Source organism: Paracoccus lichenicola (assembly GCF_009708075.1).
In the GTDB taxonomy this organism is placed as follows: Bacteria; Pseudomonadota; Alphaproteobacteria; order Rhodobacterales; family Rhodobacteraceae; genus Paracoccus; species Paracoccus lichenicola.
Genome location: NZ_WMBT01000001.1, coordinates 176122 through 192937 on the forward strand (window position 1 = coordinate 176122; position 16816 = coordinate 192937).

The window sequence follows — 16816 nt, forward strand, 5'->3', positions numbered from 1 at the left end:
TCAGTCCAGGTTCCGGCCGACGGCGCGCATCAGGAAGATGGCGACCAGGTTGGCCAGGATGACGGCGATGATGCCCCCCGCTGCAGCACCCCCGATGTCGAAGTTCAGCCGCGCGGCGCGATAGATCAGGAAGGTCAGGTTGGTCGAGGCCGTGCCCGGACCGCCATTGGTCGTGACCAGGATTTCCGCATAGATGCCCAGCAGGAAGATCGTCTGGATCAGGATCACCACCGTGATCGCGCGGGCCATGTGCGGCAGCACCAGATAGAAAAACCGGCTGTAGGCGGGCGCGCCGTCCATCTCGGCCGCTTCCATCTGTTCGGTGTCCAGCGATTGCAGCGATGTCAGCAGGATCAGCGTGGCGAAGGGCAGCCATTGCCAGGCCACGATCAGGATGATCGAGGTCAGCGGATATTGCGCGAACCAGTCCACCGGCTGCACGCCGAAAAACCGCGCGACATCCGCCAGCACCCCGTAACTCGGGTGCATGATCATGTTCTTCCAGATCAGCGCGGCCACCGGCGGCATCACGAAAAAGGGGCTGATCACCAGGATCCGCACGATCCCCTGCCCCCAGATCGGCTTGTCGATCAGCATGGCGATGAAGGTGCCGCCGACCACGGTGATGAACAGCACGCCCAGCACCAGCACCAGCGTGTTCCGGATCGATTCCAGGAACGCGGGATCGGTGTAGAAATACTGGTAATTGAACCACCCCGCCCAACTGGTCATGCCGGGGTTCAGCATGTTGTAGTTCAGGAACGAGTAATACAGCGTCATGCACAGCGGCACGATCATCCACACGAACAGCAGGATGATGGCGGGCGCGCGCATCAGACGGGCAAGCCCTTGGGTCTGGCGGGTGGCCATGGCGGAAATCTCCCTTGGCGACACGGGGGCGCGTTCAGGCCCCGAGGAACACCGCCCGGCGGAGGGAACCGGGCGGTGCCGAACGGTAACGATTCGACTCGTTACTTGATGTAACCCGCGCGCGTCATTTCGCGCAGGGTCGTGCTCTGGGCGCCGGCCAGCGCGTCATCCGCCGACATCTGCCCGGCCAAGGCTGCCGAGAACTGCTGGCCCACCGCCGTGCCGATGCCCTGGAATTCGGGGATCGCCACGAACTGCCCGCCCGTATAGGGGATGTCCTGGACCGAGGCCTTCTGCGTGTTCGCGGAATTGATCGCCGTCAGGGTCATCGCCGCGAAGGGCGCCTCCTTCTGGTAGTCCGCGTTCTCATACAGCGAGGTCCGCGTGCCCGGAGGCGCCGCGCGCCAGCCTTCCTTGCTGGCGACCAGTTCCGTGTATCCCTTGGACGTGGCCCAGGCGATGAAGGTCTTGGCCGCGTTCTGCGCGTCCGAGGATGTCGGGATCGCCAGGTTCCAGGCCCACAGCCAGTTGCCGTGGTTGTCCACGCCGTCCTTGTTGGGGAACTGCGCGAAGCCCACCTTGTCCGCCACGGTCGAGTTCTTGGGGTCGGTCACGAAGCTGGCGGCCACCGTCGCGTCGATCCAGATGCCGCAGCGGCCCTGCTGGAACAGGGCCAGGTTCTCGTTGAAGCCGTTGGACGAGGCGCCGGGGGGACCGTATTCGTTCATCATCGTCAGATAGTCGGTCAGCGTGGCCTTCCATTCGGCGCTGTCGAACTGCGGCTTCCAGTCGGCGTCGAACCAGCGCGCGCCATAGCTGTTGGACATGGCGGTCAGGAAGGCCATGTTCTCGCCCCAGCCGGGCTTGCCGCGCAGGCAGATGCCGTATTGTTCGGCTGACTTGTCGGTCATGGCCTTGGCGGCGGTCATGATGTCGGTCCAGGTCGGGCTTTCGGGAATGGTGACGCCCGCGGCCTGGGCCAGGTCGGTGCGATACATCACCATGGCCGATTCGGCATAGAAGGGCGCGGCATACAGCTTGCCATCCACCGACAGCGCGTCGCGCACGGCGGGGATCAGGTCATCGACGGCGTAGGCGTCGTCGAATTCCAGCGGCACCAGCCAGTTCTGCTTGGCCCAGATCGGAACCTCGTAGGTGCCGATGGTCATGATGTCGTACTGGCCGCCCTGGTTGGCGATGTCGGTGGTCACGTTCTGGCGCAGGATGTTTTCCTCCAGCGTCACCCATTCGACCGTGATGCCGGGATTCGCGGCGGTGAATTCGCCGGTCAGGCCCTGCATCCGGATCATGTCGCCGTTGTTCACGGTGGCGATGGTCAGGGTCACGTTGTCCTGCGCGGCACCGATGCCGGCGGTGGCGCACAGCGCCGTCGCACCCAACAGGGCGCGAAGAGTGGTGTTCATGCTATCCTCCCTCGTCGTTTGGGCATTTGCCATGGCGACGGGCAAATACTCACAAAGCTGCCGGCTTCTGTCAATCGGCAAAGTTTGACATGGAACACCAATCCGCCAAAGCGGCGAATTTCCTGTCTGCAAAGGGGGATGGCGGCCCTAGAGGGCCAGCAGACGCTCGGCCGTGGCTTCCGAGGTGATCAGGCCGTTGACCAGATGCCCCACAAGGGCGGCCCGGATCGCGGGCAGCTTCGCCTCGCCCGTGGCCACCGCGATCACGGGGCGTTCGGCGGCGCGCGGCAGCGGGGCGGACGCCACGCGGGCGTTGAAGGCGCAGTCGATCACCCGGCCCTCGCGGTCATAGACCCAGCTGGTGATTTCCCCCACGGCGCCCAGGGCGGCCAGTTCGTCCATCTCGGCGGCGCTGACGAAGCCGTCCACGAACAAGGGCGCGCTGCGGTCCATCTGGCCGATGCCCACCAGCGACAGATGCGCCTGTTCGCACAGGCGGATGGTGTTGCGCACGGCGTCCTGCCCGCGCATGGCGGCCAGCTCGGCAGGGTCGCGCGCCAGCACCGGCAGGGGATACGGGTAATGGGGCGCGCCGATCCGTTCGGCCAGGCTGATCGTCGCGTTATAGGGCGAGGCCGACCCGTCCTGCATCATGTTCCCCAGGCGGGACACGACGACATGCTGCGGGCAGGACATGCGCGGCAATTGCTCCACCGTTGCCTTCAGCGCCCGGCCCGTGCCCAGGCTGACGATCCGCCGGTCCGGCGACTTGAGGGTCCTTTCCAGTTCCGCCGCCGCGGCGATCGCCACGCCGGTCAGCAGACCGGGCGCGTCGGGGTCCGAGGGCACGATTTCGCAGGACATCAGCCCGAATCGATCCGACAACGCGCCTGCCAGGTCCATGCAGCGCGCGATGGGATGATCCACCCGGACCTTGATCAGCTTTTCACTAACCGCCATCGCCACCAGCCGCTGCGCCGACTGGCGGCTGACGCCCAGCTTGCGCGCGATCTCGTCCTGGGTGTTGCCCGCCACGTAATACAGCCAGCCCGCCCGCGCCGCATCGTCCAGTCGCACCGCCTCGGGGGAAAAACGGGTGGCGTTCACGGGATGCGGACTCCTTGCTGAAGATCAGCCAACAGTTGAGAGAATCCGCCCCAATTGTCAAAGGACCGGATGCCGGGCGGCAGGCGCACCGGCTCGGCCCCGCGCAGATGCGCGCCGCCCGCGTAATGCAGGACAGGCATCCCCGCCGCCAGACCCGCGGCGATGCCGGGGCTGCTGTCCTCGATCACCAAGGTGTTTTCGGGCGCGCAGCCCATGCGGTCGGCGGCCAGCAGGAACAGATCGGGCGCGGGCTTGCCGTGGCGGACAAGGCTTGCGGTAAAGACGCGGCCCGCGAAACGGTCGGCCAGGCCCAGCACCTCCAGCGTCCGCCCGGCGCGTTCGGGGCTGGACGAGGTGGCGATGCAGGCGGGCACCGCCAAGGCGTCCAGCATCGCCATGAAGCCGGGCGTCGGTCCCAGTTCCGCCGCAAAGCGGTCCAGCAGGCGGGCGCGGTAATCGGCCTCGAACCGGTCGGGCAAGGGTTGTCCGAACCGCTCGCGGATCGTCTGCGCGACGGTCGGGAAGCTGCGGCCCAGGAAATCGCGGCGCACGTCGGCGGGGGTCATGACAATCCCCAGACCCGCCAACTGGTCGATCAGGACCGAGGCCGACAGGACCTCGCTGTCGGCGATCACGCCGTCGCAATCGAAGATGATCAGCTTGATCGGCACCGCTGGCCCTCCTTCCCTCACCCTGAGGTAAACCGACCCGAAAGCACAAGTGCAACCCGCCTCCGATTGTGGCAGGACGGGCGTGCCCCATGCCCGAAGGTCTTCATGCGCGCCGTCCTGATCACCCCGCCCCTGCCCAGCCACCTGCGCGCCTTCGAGGCGCTGGCCCGGGAACTGACCCGCCGGGGGCACGAGGCGATCTTCCTGACCGAACCTGGCGTAGCCCTGCAAGGCGGCGCGGCGCAAGTGACCCTGCCCGGCCCCCCGGCCCGCCCGCAGCCCCGCCGCCTGCTGGCCGAGATCGTGGCGGGCGCGCGCCGCACCGACCGCCTGTGCCGCGACGGCCTGCCCGTCCTGCGCGCGCTTGCCCCCGACCTGATCCTGGGCGACCAGATGGAGCCTGCATCCGGCCTGCTGGCGCGCGCCCTTGGGGTGCCGCTGGTCTCGGTCGCCTGCGCGGTGCCCATGGACCCGGAACCGGGGATCCCCCTGCCCTTCCTGGGCTGGCCGCATGACACCACCGCCCAGGGCCTGCGCCGCAATGCCGGGGGCGAGCGGGTGGCCGACCTGCTGATGCTGCCGCAGTCGCGGGTGATTCGCCGCTGGGCGCAGGCCTGGAACCTTGGCGATCTGCGGCGCTTGCAGGACTGCCTGTCGCCCCGCCTGGCGCTGTCGCAGACCGTGCTGGGCTTCGACTATCCCCGCCCGGTGAATGGCGCCCATATCGCCCCCCTCGGCCCCTTCCGGCGCGGGCAGGCGGCGCAGGACTTTCCGCCCGACATCCGGCCGGACGGGACAAGGCCCTTTGTCTATGTCTCGCTTGGCACGCTGCAAGGCCATCGCGCGGGGCTGCTGTCGCGCATCGCGGCTGCCTGCCGGCAGGCCGGGGCGCAGGTGCTGGTCTCCCATGCCGGATGCCTGTCCGAGGATCGGGCGCGCGCGATCCCCGCCGACTGGGTCCGCCCCTTCGTGCCGCAGCAGGCGGTGCTGGAGCGCGCGGATCTGTGCGTGACCCATGCCGGGCTGAACACGGCGCTGGAATGCCTGATGGCGGGCGTGCCGATGCTGGCCGTGCCGCTGACCCATGACCAGCCGGGCGTGGCCGCGCGCATCGCGCAGTGCGGCGCGGGGCTGCGGCTGCAACCCTGGCAGCGCAGCCCGGCGCGGATCAGGGAGGCAGTGGCGCGCCTGCTCTCCGGCCCCCGCTTTCGCGACACTGCGCGCAGCTTTGCCGCACAGGCCGACGACTGGCCCGGCGCGGCGGGCGCGGTGGACAGGATCGAGGCGCGGGTCAGCCCCCCAACGCGCGCCACAGGGTGATCAGGAAACCGTCGCCGATGCCGATCGACAACAGGATCTCTGCCGCGACGGCGATCACGGCCACCACCCATCCCGCCAGCGGCAGGGCCAGCATCGCGCCCAGCGTGGCGACCAGCGTGTCCGCCACCGAATTGACGATGCTGTCGCCGCCATAGGCCAGCGGATCGCCTGCGGAATAACCGAACAGGGCGATGCTGGCGGGCAGGTTCTCGGCCACTTCCCAGATCGTGCTGCTGACGATCACCGCCGCCAGCAGCGTCCACAAGGGCCAGTCGGGCCGCTTCCACCGGACCAGCTTGACCAGCACCGCGCCGAAGATCAGGTGCAGCAGGCTGTAGGGATCCAGCATCGTGCGCGAATTCAGCCGCACATCGCCGGGCAAGGCCCAGACCTGCGAACAATCGCAGCCCAGGGGCCGTTGCAGGACCGCCAGGAAGGCCAGCTTGACAGCCAGCGCCAGGACGATGAACAAGGCGGCCTGCCGGCCCCGTCCGCGCAGGCGCGGCAAACCGCTTGCAACCGGCAGCGGGGTGTCAGATCGTCGCGGCAAGGGCGGGGTGGCGGAACGGTGTTCGTCTTTCATCGTTGCCACGATAAGGGCGCCGTTCGCTATGACAAGGGGCCACAAGATCAACGGGATATGACAGCGCATTCCCCTGACATCGTGATCGCGGGCGGGGGCCTTTCCGCCTCTCTGGCGGCGCTGCGGCTTGCGCCTGCGGGCCGCGTGCTGCTGGTCGATGCCAAGCCCGATCCGCTGGCGGGGCATACCTGGTCCTTCCACGATGGCGACCTGGACGCATCGCAGCGGGCCTGGCTGGCCCCGGCGATCCGGCGGACCTGGGACGGGCAGGACGTGCGCTTTCCCGGATACGGGCGGCAATTGCGGGCGGGCTATGCCTCGTTGGACGCGGACAGCCTGGGCGCGGCGTTGCAGCGGTTGCCGAACGTGACGACGCTGCAGGCCCGGATGGCGGCGATGGACGGACGCAGCCTCACCCTGTCCGACGGGGGGCGGATCGAGGCGCGCCTGGCCATCGACGCGCGGGGCTTCCGTCCCCATCCGGCGGTCGAGGTGCGCTTCCAGAAGTTCCTGGGCCAGGAACTGCGGCTGACCGCCCCGCATGGCCTGACGCGGCCCGTCATCATGGACGCCACCGTGCCGCAGCAGGACGGCTATCGCTTCTTCTACCTGCTGCCCTTCGACGACACGCGCCTGCTGGTCGAGGATACCTATTATTCCGACGCGGCCCACCTGTCGGCGGACCGCCAGCGCGCGGACATCGCGGATTATGCCGCGGCCCGGGGCTGGCAGGTCGCCGCCGTCGTGCGCGAGGAAACCGGCGTCCTGCCGATCACCCTGCGCCTGGATGCCGACGCCTTCTGGAAATCCCTGCCCCCCGGCGTCCCGGCCATCGGGCTGCGCGCCCTGCGCTTTCACCCGCTGACGGGCTACAGCCTGCCCCATGCGGTGCGCAGCGCCGATCTGGTGGCGCGGCATTGGCAGCAAGGTCCCTGGGCGCTCGCCAAGGCCCTGCGCCGCGATTCGCTGGCGGATGCCCGGGCGCAGGGCTTTTACCGCCTGCTGTCGCGGATGCTGTTCGAGGCCGCCGCCCCCGACGAACGCCGCCGCGTGATGGAGCGGTTCTATCGCCTGCCCGAACCCCTGATCGAACGCCTGTATGCAGGCCGCAGCACCCTGGCCGACAAGGCCCGCATCCTGACCGGGCGGCCGCCCGTGCCGGTCGCCAAGGCGCTGCGCTGCCTGCCCGGAACCCTGAAGGAACGACCTGCATGACCACTTCCCCCCGCAAGACCGCCGCCGTGATCGGTGCTGGCCTCGGCGGCCTTGCACTGGCCATCCGCCTGCAAAGCAAGGGGATCGCCACCACCGTCTTTGAAAAGCGCGACAAGCCGGGCGGCCGCGCCTATGTCTATCACGACGCGGGCTTCACCTTCGATGCGGGTCCCACGGTCATCACCGACCCGGATTGCCTCAAGAAGCTGTGGCGCCTGTCGGGCCGCGACATGGCCGAACATGTGACCCTGCTGCCGGTCGATCCCTTCTATCGCCTGTGCTGGGAGGACGGCACCGTCTTCGATTACGCCGACGACCAGGACGCGATCGAGGCGCAGATCCGCAAGATCAACCCGCCCGACGTGGAAGGCTATCGCCGCTTCCTGGCCTATTCGCGCGATGTCTATCGCGAGGGGTACGAGAAGCTGGGCAGCGTGCCCTTCCTGCATTTTTCGGACATGATCCGCGCCGCCCCGCAACTGGCGCGGTTGCAGGCCTGGCGGTCGGTTCATTCCATGGTCGCGCGGCATATCAAGGACGAACACCTGCGCCAGGCCTTCAGCTTTCACACGCTGCTGGTGGGCGGCAACCCGTTTTCCACATCATCCATCTATGCGCTGATCCATGCGCTGGAACGCCAGGGCGGCGTCTGGTTCGCCAAGGGCGGCACGGGCGCGCTGGTCGCGGGCATGGTGCGGCTGTTCCGGGAACTGGGCGGGACCATCCACCTGAACGCCCCGGTGGACCGGATCGAGACCGAAGGCAACCGCGCCACCGCCATCCACGCCATGGGCGCGCGCCACGCCTTCGACATGATCGCCAGCAATGCCGACGTGGTCCACACCTATCGCACCCTGCTGGGCGATCCCAAGGGCGACAAGCTGGCCGCCAAGCGCCATTCCATGTCGCTGTTCGTGATCTATTTCGGCCTGCGGGGCTTGCGCCCCGACCTGCGCCACCACATGGTCCTGTTCGGCCCGCGATACCGCGAGCTGATCGGCCAGATCTTCAAGGGCAAGACGCTGGCAGACGACTTCTCGCTGTATCTGCACGCGCCGTCGGTCACGGACCCGGATCTGGCGCCCGAGGGGTGCAGCGCCTATTACGTCCTGGCCCCCGTGCCGCATCTGGGCACGGTGGATCCCGACTGGGAACGCACCGCGCCGATCTATCGCGACCGGATCCTCGATTACCTGGAGGCGCGCTATATCCCCAACCTGCGGCGCGACCTGATGACGGTGCGGCATTTCACGCCGCTGGATTTCCGGTCGGAACTGAACGCGCATCTGGGTTCCGCCTTTTCCATCGAGCCGATCCTGACCCAAAGCGCCTGGTTCCGCCCCCACAACCGCGACGAGCGGCTAGAGAACCTGTATATCGTCGGCGCGGGCACCCATCCCGGCGCGGGCATCCCCGGCGTGGTCGGATCGGCCGAGGCCACCGCCTCGCTGATGATCGGGGAACGGGCATGAGCGACGCGACCCTGGACCAGGCCCGGCAATCCATCGCCGTGGGGTCGAAAAGCTTTGCTATGGCCTCGCGCTTCCTGCCCGCGGGGATGCACGAGGATTGCGTGATGCTTTACGCCTGGTGCCGCCACGCCGACGACGTGATCGACGGGCAAGAGGCGGGGTTTGCCACGGGCGTTGCCCAAGACCCCGCCGCCCGGCTGGCCGAATTACGCGACCTGACGCACCGCGCCTTGCGGGGCGATGCGGCGGCGCCGGTTTATGCGGGGCTGGCGCGCGTGGTCGCGGCACGCGACATCCCGCACCGGCATGTCGATGAACTGCTGGACGGCTTCGCGATGGACGTGGAGGGACGCGTGTATCACACCCTGGGCGACCTGCTGGATTACTGCTATCACGTCGCGGGCGTGGTGGGCGTGATGATGGCGCGGATCATGGGCGTGCGGGATGAAGCCGTGCTGGACCGCGCCAGCGACCTGGGACTGGCCTTCCAGTTGACCAACATCGCCCGCGACGTGATCGACGACGCCCGGATCGGCCGGACCTATCTGCCGCGCGACCTGCTGGGGGCCGAGGGGATCACGACAGTTGACCCCGACGACCCGGGCCAGCGCGCCGCCCTGCACCGCGTGGCCCTGCGCCTGCTGGACGAGGCCGAGGTTTACTACCGCAGCGCCGACATGGGTATCGCAGCCCTGCCCCGCCGCCCGGCCCTGGCCATTACGGCCGCCCGCAACATCTATCGCCAGATCGGCGTCAAGCTGCGCGCGCAGGGACCGGATGCCTGGAGCGGGCGGCTGTCCACCACCAAGGGCGAAAAGATGCGGCTGGCCGCAAGGGCCGTGGGATCGACGATCCTAAGCCCACGGCGGCGCGTTGTCCCCGTCAGCCGGGTCGGTCTTTACGTCCGGCCTTAAGGCAGGCTTATTCCGGTCCGGTTGCCTGAACAGCGTCGGCACCGGCGGGGCGCCAGCCCCGTCACCGCGCGGCCCCCGCCTTGGGCGCGGCCTGCGGCACGCGGTCCAGCATGGGGGTGAAGATCGCGTCGATCATGCAGCGGAAGGGATCGGGGGACAGGCCCGCGCCGACCAGCGCCTCGTCGGCGCTTGCCAGCAGCGCACGGCAGCGGCGCAGCGCCTCGTCGGCGCCATAGACGGCCAGATAGGTTTCCTTGCCCACGTCCTTTTGGCAATCCTTGCCGGTGGCGGCGCTGTCGGACAGCATGTCGATCAGGTCGTCGGCGATCTGGAAGGCCTGGCCCAGATCCTCGCCAAAGCGGCGCAGCAGGCTGCGCTTGCCGTCCTCGCGCCCGCCCAGGATCGCCCCGGCCTCGACCGCCGCGCACAGCAGCGCGCCGGTCTTCAGCGCATTGATGCGGGTGATCCGGTCCAGCGCGTCGTCCGCCCCGTCCGCATCGGAAAACCCGTTCAGATCCAGTTCCTGCCCCGCGACCAGCCCTTGCCAGCCCATCACGCCCGACAGGATCGAGACCAGCGCCCCCCGCTGCCCGTCGTCCATCCCGTTCAGGCCATTGGCGATCGAGATGGCGTGGTTCAGCAGCCCGATCGCGGTCAGGATCGCCGTCGCCTCGCCGAACCGGGCATGGGTCGTGGGCCTGCCCCGGCGCAGCAGGGCGTTGTCCATGGAGGGCAGGTCGTCCACGATCAGGGACGCGGTATGGACCATCTCCAGCGCGACGGCCATGTCCAATACGGCATCGCCGTCGGCGGCGTCGCCCGCCACCAGATGCAGCAGATAGGGCCGCAGCCGCTTGCCGCTGCCCATGGCGTCGCGCGCGGCCTCGACCAGGCGGGCGGGGGCGGGGGACAGTTGCGACAGGTGGTGCGCGATGCGCAGGTCAAGCTGGCGCACGAAGCCCGCCTGTGCATCCGGGTGCCTAGCTGCGGCGTTCACCTTGTCTAATGCCTGCTGGTGCATGAGACTGGTCCTTCAAGGCTGGCGTTGCGGCCCGACAGGGACAACGCGAAACGACAAGGGCTGCCGCAGATGACCCACCCCGATCCGTCACTTGGGAAAGACGATGTTTCCGATCTCACACTCACCTCACGCAAGGAACAGCATCTGGATGTCGTGCTTGCCGGGCAGGCAGGCGCGACGGTAACGACCGGGCTGGAGTCGGTCGTATTCGAACACGTCGCCCTTCCCGAAGTTTCGTGGCACGACGTGGATTTGTCCACCGATTTTCTGGGGCACCGGATCAACGCTCCCGTGATGATCGGGTCGATGACCGGCGGCCCAAGCCGCGCGGGCGCGATCAACCGCACGCTGGCGCAGGTCTGCCAGCGGTTGCGCCTGCCCCTGGCGGTCGGATCGCAGCGCGTGATGATCGAGGGGGGCGGCGACGCCGGGCTGGACCGCAGCCTGCGCCGCCTCGCCCCCGACATCCCGATCCTGGCCAATTTCGGCGCGGCGCAGCTGAACCGGGGATTTGGCCGCGACCAGGCCCTGCGCGCGGTCGAGGCCATCGGCGCGAACGCCCTGATCCTGCACCTGAACCCCTTGCAAGAGGCCGTCCAGGCCGAGGGCGACCGCGACTGGCGGGGCCTGACGGCCAAGATCGGCGCCCTGGCCCGCGCGTTGCCGGTGCCCGTGGTGGTGAAGGAGGTCGGCGCGGGCCTCTCCGCCACCGTCGTCGCCCGCCTGGCCGCCGAGGGCGTGACGGTGTTCGACGTGGCTGGCGCAGGCGGCACCGACTGGGCGCGGGTCGAGGCCGCGCGGGCGCCCGACCGTTCCGCCGCGCAGGTGGCCGCCTGCTTTGCCGGGTGGGGCATCCCCACGGCGCAGGCCATCCGGGGCGCGCGGCAGGCGGCGCCCCAGGCCACGATCATCGGTTCGGGCGGCATCGTCACGGGGCTGGACGCGGCCCGGGCGATCCGGCTGGGGGCGGATCTGGTGTCGCTGGCGGGGGCGGTCCTGGCCTCGGCCCTGGATGGTGCCGAGGCGCTGGAGCGGCAACTGGACGTGGTGCTGCAACAGTTGCGCACGGCGTGCTTCTGCACCGGCAGCGCCGATCTGGCCGCCCTGCGGCGCGCGGCCCTGATCACCCGCGACCCGGCCACATCCGCGACCATACCCCGTCCCGCCGGATAAGCGCGTGCTGCAGGGCGGCCCCGACATGGACCGCCAGCACCGCGATCAGCAGAAAGGCCGCGGCCTGATGAAGGGCCGAGGCGGCATCGGCTAGGGGTTCCGACTTGCCGATCCAGGGGCCAAGGCCCAGCCTGTCCAGAAGCTCGATGGGATAGCCGCCCGCGCGGACGCGGACGAATCCGCTGACCGGCATCACGACCAGCAGGGCATACAGCATCCCATGCGACAGCGCCGCAGCCCGCCGTTGCCACCGCGGGATGGTATCCGGCAGGGGCGGCGGGCGATGCGTCAGGCGATAGATCACCCGCACCAGGATCACCGGGATCAGCAGCGTGCCGAGGTTCTTGTGCAGGATGAACAGCGTGTCCTGCACGGGCCTTGCCAGCCCCTCCTGCACCATCACCAGCCCTGCGGGAATCATCACCAGAACGGCGACGGCCACGATCCAGTGCAGCCATCGGGCGGGCGGTCGGTAACCTGGCAGGCGGTTCGGCATCGCGTGGCTCCCTTCCGATCATGGTAGCGGATGAGTAACGATCTGAACAGGGGCGCAAATCCGCCTTGACGGATGGCGCGCCTGGCATAGGCTTTCCTCCATGCATGACCGCCAGATCCCCGCCCGCTTGCCTGTGCCGCCCGCCGCCCGCGGCATCCTTCCCATGACCCGGCGCGGCGTCATGGCCGGGCTGGCGGGCCTTGCCGCCTGCCGCAGCACCTATGCATGGGCGCAGACCCCGGTGGGCCTGCAATTGTCCTGGCTGCATTCCGTCCAGTTCGCCGGCAGCTATCTGGCGCTGCAAAACGGCTGGTGGCGGGATGCGGGGCTGGAAGTGTCGCTGCTGCAAGGCGGCCCCAACGCCCCCGTCGAACCCCCCGTGGTCGCGGGCAACGCGCTGGTGGGCATCTCGGCCGCCGACTATGCCGCCGCCGCCGTGGCGCAGGGGGCGCCCTTCAGGATCATCGGCGTGGCGATGCAGAAGAACCCCTTCGTCATCGCCTCGCTTCCTGGCAATCCGATCGACGCGCCCGCCGACCTGCCTGGCAAGCGCATCGGCATGGCGGTGGCGAACACGCCGGTCCTGCAGGCCCTGTGCCGCCTGAACGATGTCGATTTCGGGGCTGTCCAGATCGTGCCGACGCAGTATTCCGCCCAACCGCTGCTGGCGGGCGAGGTGGACGGGTTGCTGTGCTGGGAAACCGACCTGCCGGTCGCCATGGCGGTCCAGGGGATCGCGGCGCGAACGATGCTGATGGCGGATCACGGCTATGCGCTGCAGTCCCAGACCTATGTGGCCACCGACGACAGCCTGGCCAACCGCCGCAGGGAACTGGTCGCCCTGATGGCGGGCGAGGTGCGGGGGTGGAACGCCTATCGCTCTGACACCGATGCCGCGGCGGACCTGACGGTCGCGATGTTTCCCGACGCCGGGTTGGATAAGGCGGTGCAGCGGTTGCAGGCCGAACGGCAGGTGCCGCTGATGTTTTCCCCGCTGACCGACGCGCATGGCTTTGGCTGGTGGACGGACGAAGGGGTTCAGGACAACATCCGCACCCTGTCCCTGCTGGGCCGCACGGTGACGCCCGACCTGTGGGACCGATCCATCCTTGACGAAGTCCATGCCGGCTAGACCGCCTGCCCCGATCACCTGCACGGGCCTGGCCAGGATCCATGACAATGGCGTCATGGCGCTGGACCCCCTGGACCTGACCTTCGCGCCGGGCCGGACGACCGCGCTCATCGGGCCGTCGGGCTGCGGGAAATCGACGCTGCTGCGGCTGATCGCGGGGCTGGACCGGCCCACGGCGGGCGAGGTCCTGATCGCCGGGCTGCCCCCTGCCCGGCAGGCCGCGCAGGGCGCGATCGCGATGGCCTTCCAGGATCCCTCGCTGCTGCCCTGGCTGACGCTGCGCCGGAACATCGCGCTGGCCCGCAAGCTCGCGCGCCAGCCCGCCAATCCCGGGCTGGTGGATCGGCTGATCGGGCTGGTCGGGCTGGAAGGCTTTCACGAAACCCGGCCCGCCGCCCTGTCCGGCGGAATGCGCCAGCGTGCCGCCATCGCGCGCGCCCTGGTCACGCAACCCCGGGTGCTGCTGCTGGACGAACCCTTCGGCGCGGTGGACGAGCTGACCCGCCGCCAGCTGGCGCGCGACCTGCCGCCCTTGTGGCAGCCCTTGGGCACGACCACGGTTCTGGTCACGCACTCCGTGGACGAGGCCGTGCTGCTGTCGGACCGCATCCTTGTCCTGTCGCCCCGGCCCGCGCGGGTGGTGGCCGACCTGGCCGTGCCGCTGCCCCATCCACGCGCCTTGCAGGTGACCGAGACCCCGGCCTTCCGGCGCATCGCGGCGCAGGCGCTTGCGGCCCTGGCGCAAGGCGTGGCGGACAGCCCGGCGCTGGCCGCGCAATGACGGCGCTTGCCCGCCGGGCGGGATCGCCGGTCTTGCTGCTGGCCTTGTGGCAACTGGCCGCGGCGGCGACGGCGGGGCAGTTCCTGCTGGCCGGGCCGGTAGCCGTGGGCGGCTGGCTTGCGGACAATCCGGGGCTGGTCGGACGCGCGTTGTCCGCCTCGCTGGCGAATGCCGCCTGGGGGTTTTTGGCGGGCAATCTGGCCGCCATCCTCATCGCCACCGTGGCGATGCTGTGGCCGCGCGCACTGAACCTGCTGAGCGGGCTTGCGCTGGTCGTCTTTTGCCTGCCGCTGGTCGCCACCGGCCCGATCCTGCGCGTGACGATGGGTCCGGGGAACGGCCCGCAGATCGTGCTGGCGGCGCTGGCCGTCTTCTACACGACGCTGATCCCGCTGCTGGCGGGGCTGCGGGCCGCGCCCTCGGTCTGGTTCGACCTGGTGGCAAGCTATGGCCGAGGACGGCTGGCCGCGCTGATCCATGTCCGCGCCCGCGCCTCCCTGCCCTATCTGCTGGCGGGGCTTCAGATCGCCGCCCCTGCCGCTTTCCTGGGCGCCATGGTGGGCGAGTTCACGGGGGCCGAGCGTGGCCTGGGCGTGCTGACCATCCGCTTCACCCGCGACCTGAACGTGCCCGCCTTGTGGGCCGTGGCAAGCGTCGCGGCGGCGGTCTCGATCGCGGCCTATGGTGGCATCGGCGCGCTTGGCCGCCGCTTTCTGCTGGAACGCCCGCCCGTGATCCTGGCCCCGCCGCGCCTGTCGCGGGGATCGCTGGCAGGCCGCCTGCAAGGCTGCGTCCTGCTGGCGGGCGTCACGCTGGCGCTGTGGTGGGGCGGGATCGAGCTTTTCGGCCTGAACCCCTTCTTCGCCAAGCGTCCGCCCGACCTGCTGGCCGCGCTGACCCGGGCGCCGGATGCCGCCGCCACCCGGCAGGCGCTGTTGGGGGCGGCGGGCCAGACGGCGGCGCTGGTGCTGCCCGGCTATCTGGCGGGTCTGGCGTTGGGCGCGGGACTTGCGGTCACCCTGTCGCTGGCGCCCAGGTTGTCGGGGCTGGTCACGCCACTGGCTGTCGCGCTGCGGTCGGTGCCCATCGTCACCACCGCGCCGCTGGTCGTGCTGATGCTGGGCCGGGGCGCGGCGGGCACCATCGCGCTGGTCGCGCTGATGGTGTTCTTTCCGACCTTCGTGGCCTGCCAGCACGGGCTGCGGCAGGCGCCCGGGCAGATCCTCGACATCCTGCGCGGCTATGGCGCCGGTGGGCTGGCGCAGTTGATCCATGTGCGCATCCCGGCGATGCTGCCCGCCTTCTTCGCGGCGGCCCGGATGGGAGTGCCCGCCGCCATCCTGGCGGTCACGGTGGCCGAATGGCTGGCCACCGGGCGCGGGCTTGGCAACCTGATGACGCTGTCGGCCTCGCTGTCGGACTACACGATGCTGTGGCTGACGGTGGTGCTGGTCACGGGGGCATCCGTCCTGGGCCACGGGGGCATCGCCTGGATCGAGCGTCGCGTGCTGCGCCTTTACGCGCCCGAGCAGGTGGACCCTTGATCCCCCGCCCCGCCGCCTTCGCCATCCCGGGCGACATCGCCACCCTGACGGGCGGCTACATCTATGAACGCCGCCTGCTGGAGGGGCTGCGCCGGATCGGCCACGACATGGCTCATCTGCAACTGCCCGCCAGCTTTCCCGACCCCTCGGCCAGCGACATGGCGGCGGCGGTTGCGGCGCTGGCCGCGCTGCCGCCGGACCGGCCGCTGATCCTGGACGGGCTGGTCTTCGGCGCCATCGACACGGACGGCCTGGCCCGGGTCCGCGCGCCGGTCGTCGCGATGGTCCATCACCCGCTGGCCGCCGAAAGCGGGCTGGACCCGGCGCGGCGCGATCACCTGTTCCGCACCGAATGCGACAACCTGCGGCTGGCCCGGCATGTCCTGGTGCCAAGCCCGCATACCCGCCGCATCCTGGTCCAGCAATACCACGTCGCGCCCGCCCGCATCACCATCGCCCGCCCGGGGGTGGATCGTCCCCGCCTGCCTGCCGCGCCCGTTTCGCCGCCGCTGATCCTGTCGGTGGGCATCCTGCACCCGCGCAAGGGACACGACATCCTGATCGAGGCGCTGTCGCGCCTGACGGATCTTGACTGGCGGGCGGTGATCGTCGGCAACCCTTGGGACGCGGCCCATGCGCAGGCCCTGGCAAGCCAGGCCGCGGCAAGCCCCGCCGCCGCCCGCATCACGCTTGCCGGACAGGTCGCGCCCGATCTGCTGGAGCGGTTGTATGCGCAGGCCACCGTCTTTGCGCTGGCGACCCGGTACGAAGGCCACGGCCTGGTCTTCGACGAGGCCCTGGTGCGCGGCCTGCCGGTCGTCAGTTGCGACACCGGCGCGGTTCCCGACACGGTGCCCCCGCCCGCCGGCCTTCTGGTGCCGCCGGACAACGCGTCAGCCTTTGCGGGGGCGCTGCGCCGGGTTCTGGAGGATCACGCGCTGCGCGACGCCATGGCCGATGCCGCCCGGGATGCAGGACGCGATCTGCCGGGATGGGATCATGCCGCCGCTGTCGCCAGCGCGGTCCTGGCGCGCCTGCGGCCTTGAAAACGAAAGACCGCCCGCGCCGGTTCCGGCGCAGGCGGCATGGCCCG

Annotated in this window: 16 protein-coding genes; 9 read left to right on the forward strand and 7 right to left on the reverse strand. The window is 69.7% G+C overall.

Annotated elements, in window-relative coordinates:
• The 4 genes from GIY56_RS00895 to GIY56_RS00910 all read right to left on the reverse strand — a co-directional run bounded on the left by GIY56_RS00895 (position 1) and on the right by GIY56_RS00910 (position 4072).
• Positions 1 to 870, reverse strand: a complete 870-nt coding sequence (locus tag GIY56_RS00895; RefSeq protein ID WP_154762938.1) for a carbohydrate ABC transporter permease — start codon at positions 868 to 870, stop codon at positions 1 to 3.
• Between the two features lie 101 nt (positions 871 to 971).
• Complete coding sequence (locus tag GIY56_RS00900) at positions 972 to 2294, reverse strand: ABC transporter substrate-binding protein (RefSeq protein ID WP_154762939.1); 1323 nt, start codon at positions 2292 to 2294, stop codon at positions 972 to 974.
• Positions 2295 to 2441: 147 nt separating this feature from the next.
• Positions 2442 to 3401, reverse strand: a complete 960-nt coding sequence (locus tag GIY56_RS00905) for a sugar-binding transcriptional regulator (RefSeq protein ID WP_328288396.1) — start codon at positions 3399 to 3401, stop codon at positions 2442 to 2444.
• Positions 3398 to 4072: an HAD family hydrolase gene (locus GIY56_RS00910; protein ID WP_328288397.1), complete on the reverse strand. Its 675-nt coding sequence runs from the start codon at positions 4070 to 4072 to the stop codon at positions 3398 to 3400. The genes GIY56_RS00905 and GIY56_RS00910 overlap by 4 nt, the downstream gene beginning before the upstream one ends.
• Positions 4073 to 4177: 105 nt before the next feature.
• On the opposite strand from GIY56_RS00910, the gene GIY56_RS00915 reads away from it, so the two are divergent.
• A complete protein-coding gene (locus GIY56_RS00915) occupies positions 4178 to 5392 on the forward strand; it encodes a glycosyltransferase (RefSeq protein ID WP_154762940.1) in 1215 nt (404 codons plus the stop codon).
• Here the strand turns inward: GIY56_RS00915 and GIY56_RS00920 are convergent.
• Entirely contained in the window at positions 5364 to 5864 is a 501-nt protein-coding gene (locus GIY56_RS00920) for a DUF2585 family protein (protein ID WP_196053511.1), read from the reverse strand. The two genes, GIY56_RS00915 and GIY56_RS00920, sit on opposite strands and share 29 nt — an antisense overlap.
• Positions 5865 to 6032: 168 nt before the next feature.
• Between GIY56_RS00920 and crtY the strand changes: the two genes are divergently transcribed.
• The 3 genes from crtY to GIY56_RS00935 are packed head-to-tail and all read left to right on the forward strand — an operon-like array spanning position 6033 to position 9576.
• Positions 6033 to 7190 (forward strand): lycopene beta-cyclase CrtY, encoded by a 1158-nt coding sequence (crtY, locus tag GIY56_RS00925; protein WP_154762942.1) that lies wholly within the window; start codon positions 6033 to 6035, stop codon positions 7188 to 7190.
• Positions 7187 to 8662 carry a phytoene desaturase gene (locus GIY56_RS00930; RefSeq protein WP_154762943.1) on the forward strand — a complete coding sequence of 492 codons (1476 nt, stop codon included), beginning with the start codon at positions 7187 to 7189 and terminating at the stop codon, positions 8660 to 8662. Before crtY ends, GIY56_RS00930 begins: the two co-directional genes overlap by 4 nt.
• A complete protein-coding gene (locus tag GIY56_RS00935; RefSeq protein ID WP_154762944.1) occupies positions 8659 to 9576 on the forward strand; it encodes a phytoene/squalene synthase family protein in 918 nt (305 codons plus the stop codon). Before GIY56_RS00930 ends, GIY56_RS00935 begins: the two co-directional genes overlap by 4 nt.
• A gap of 61 nt (positions 9577 to 9637) precedes the next feature.
• Here the strand turns inward: GIY56_RS00935 and GIY56_RS00940 are convergent, their stop codons facing one another.
• Positions 9638 to 10597 carry a polyprenyl synthetase family protein gene (locus tag GIY56_RS00940; RefSeq protein WP_154762945.1) on the reverse strand — a complete coding sequence of 320 codons (960 nt, stop codon included), beginning with the start codon at positions 10595 to 10597 and terminating at the stop codon, positions 9638 to 9640.
• 69 nt (positions 10598 to 10666) lie between these two features.
• Here GIY56_RS00940 and fni point away from each other — a divergent pair, with 69 nt between their 5' ends.
• Positions 10667 to 11770: a type 2 isopentenyl-diphosphate Delta-isomerase gene (gene fni, locus GIY56_RS00945; RefSeq protein ID WP_154762946.1), complete on the forward strand. Its 1104-nt coding sequence runs from the start codon at positions 10667 to 10669 to the stop codon at positions 11768 to 11770.
• Here fni and GIY56_RS00950 read toward each other — a convergent pair.
• Positions 11721 to 12266, reverse strand: coding sequence for a cytochrome b (locus GIY56_RS00950; RefSeq protein WP_154762947.1), 546 nt, complete (start codon positions 12264 to 12266; stop codon positions 11721 to 11723). The two genes, fni and GIY56_RS00950, sit on opposite strands and share 50 nt — an antisense overlap.
• A 163-nt stretch (positions 12267 to 12429) precedes the next feature.
• Between GIY56_RS00950 and GIY56_RS00955 the strand changes: the two genes are divergently transcribed.
• The 4 genes from GIY56_RS00955 to GIY56_RS00970 are packed head-to-tail and all read left to right on the forward strand — an operon-like array spanning position 12430 to position 16769.
• Entirely contained in the window at positions 12430 to 13398 is a 969-nt protein-coding gene (locus GIY56_RS00955; RefSeq protein ID WP_154763394.1) for an ABC transporter substrate-binding protein, read from the forward strand.
• Positions 13388 to 14179: an ABC transporter ATP-binding protein gene (locus GIY56_RS00960; protein ID WP_154762948.1), complete on the forward strand. Its 792-nt coding sequence runs from the start codon at positions 13388 to 13390 to the stop codon at positions 14177 to 14179. The genes GIY56_RS00955 and GIY56_RS00960 overlap by 11 nt, the downstream gene beginning before the upstream one ends.
• The gene (locus GIY56_RS00965; protein WP_154762949.1) at positions 14176 to 15723 is read left to right on the forward strand and encodes an ABC transporter permease; all 1548 of its coding nucleotides are present in this window, start codon (positions 14176 to 14178) and stop codon (positions 15721 to 15723) included. Before GIY56_RS00960 ends, GIY56_RS00965 begins: the two co-directional genes overlap by 4 nt.
• Entirely contained in the window at positions 15723 to 16769 is a 1047-nt protein-coding gene (locus GIY56_RS00970; protein WP_407946937.1) for a glycosyltransferase family 4 protein, read from the forward strand. Before GIY56_RS00965 ends, GIY56_RS00970 begins: the two co-directional genes overlap by 1 nt.
• Positions 16770 to 16816 lie beyond the last annotated feature (47 nt).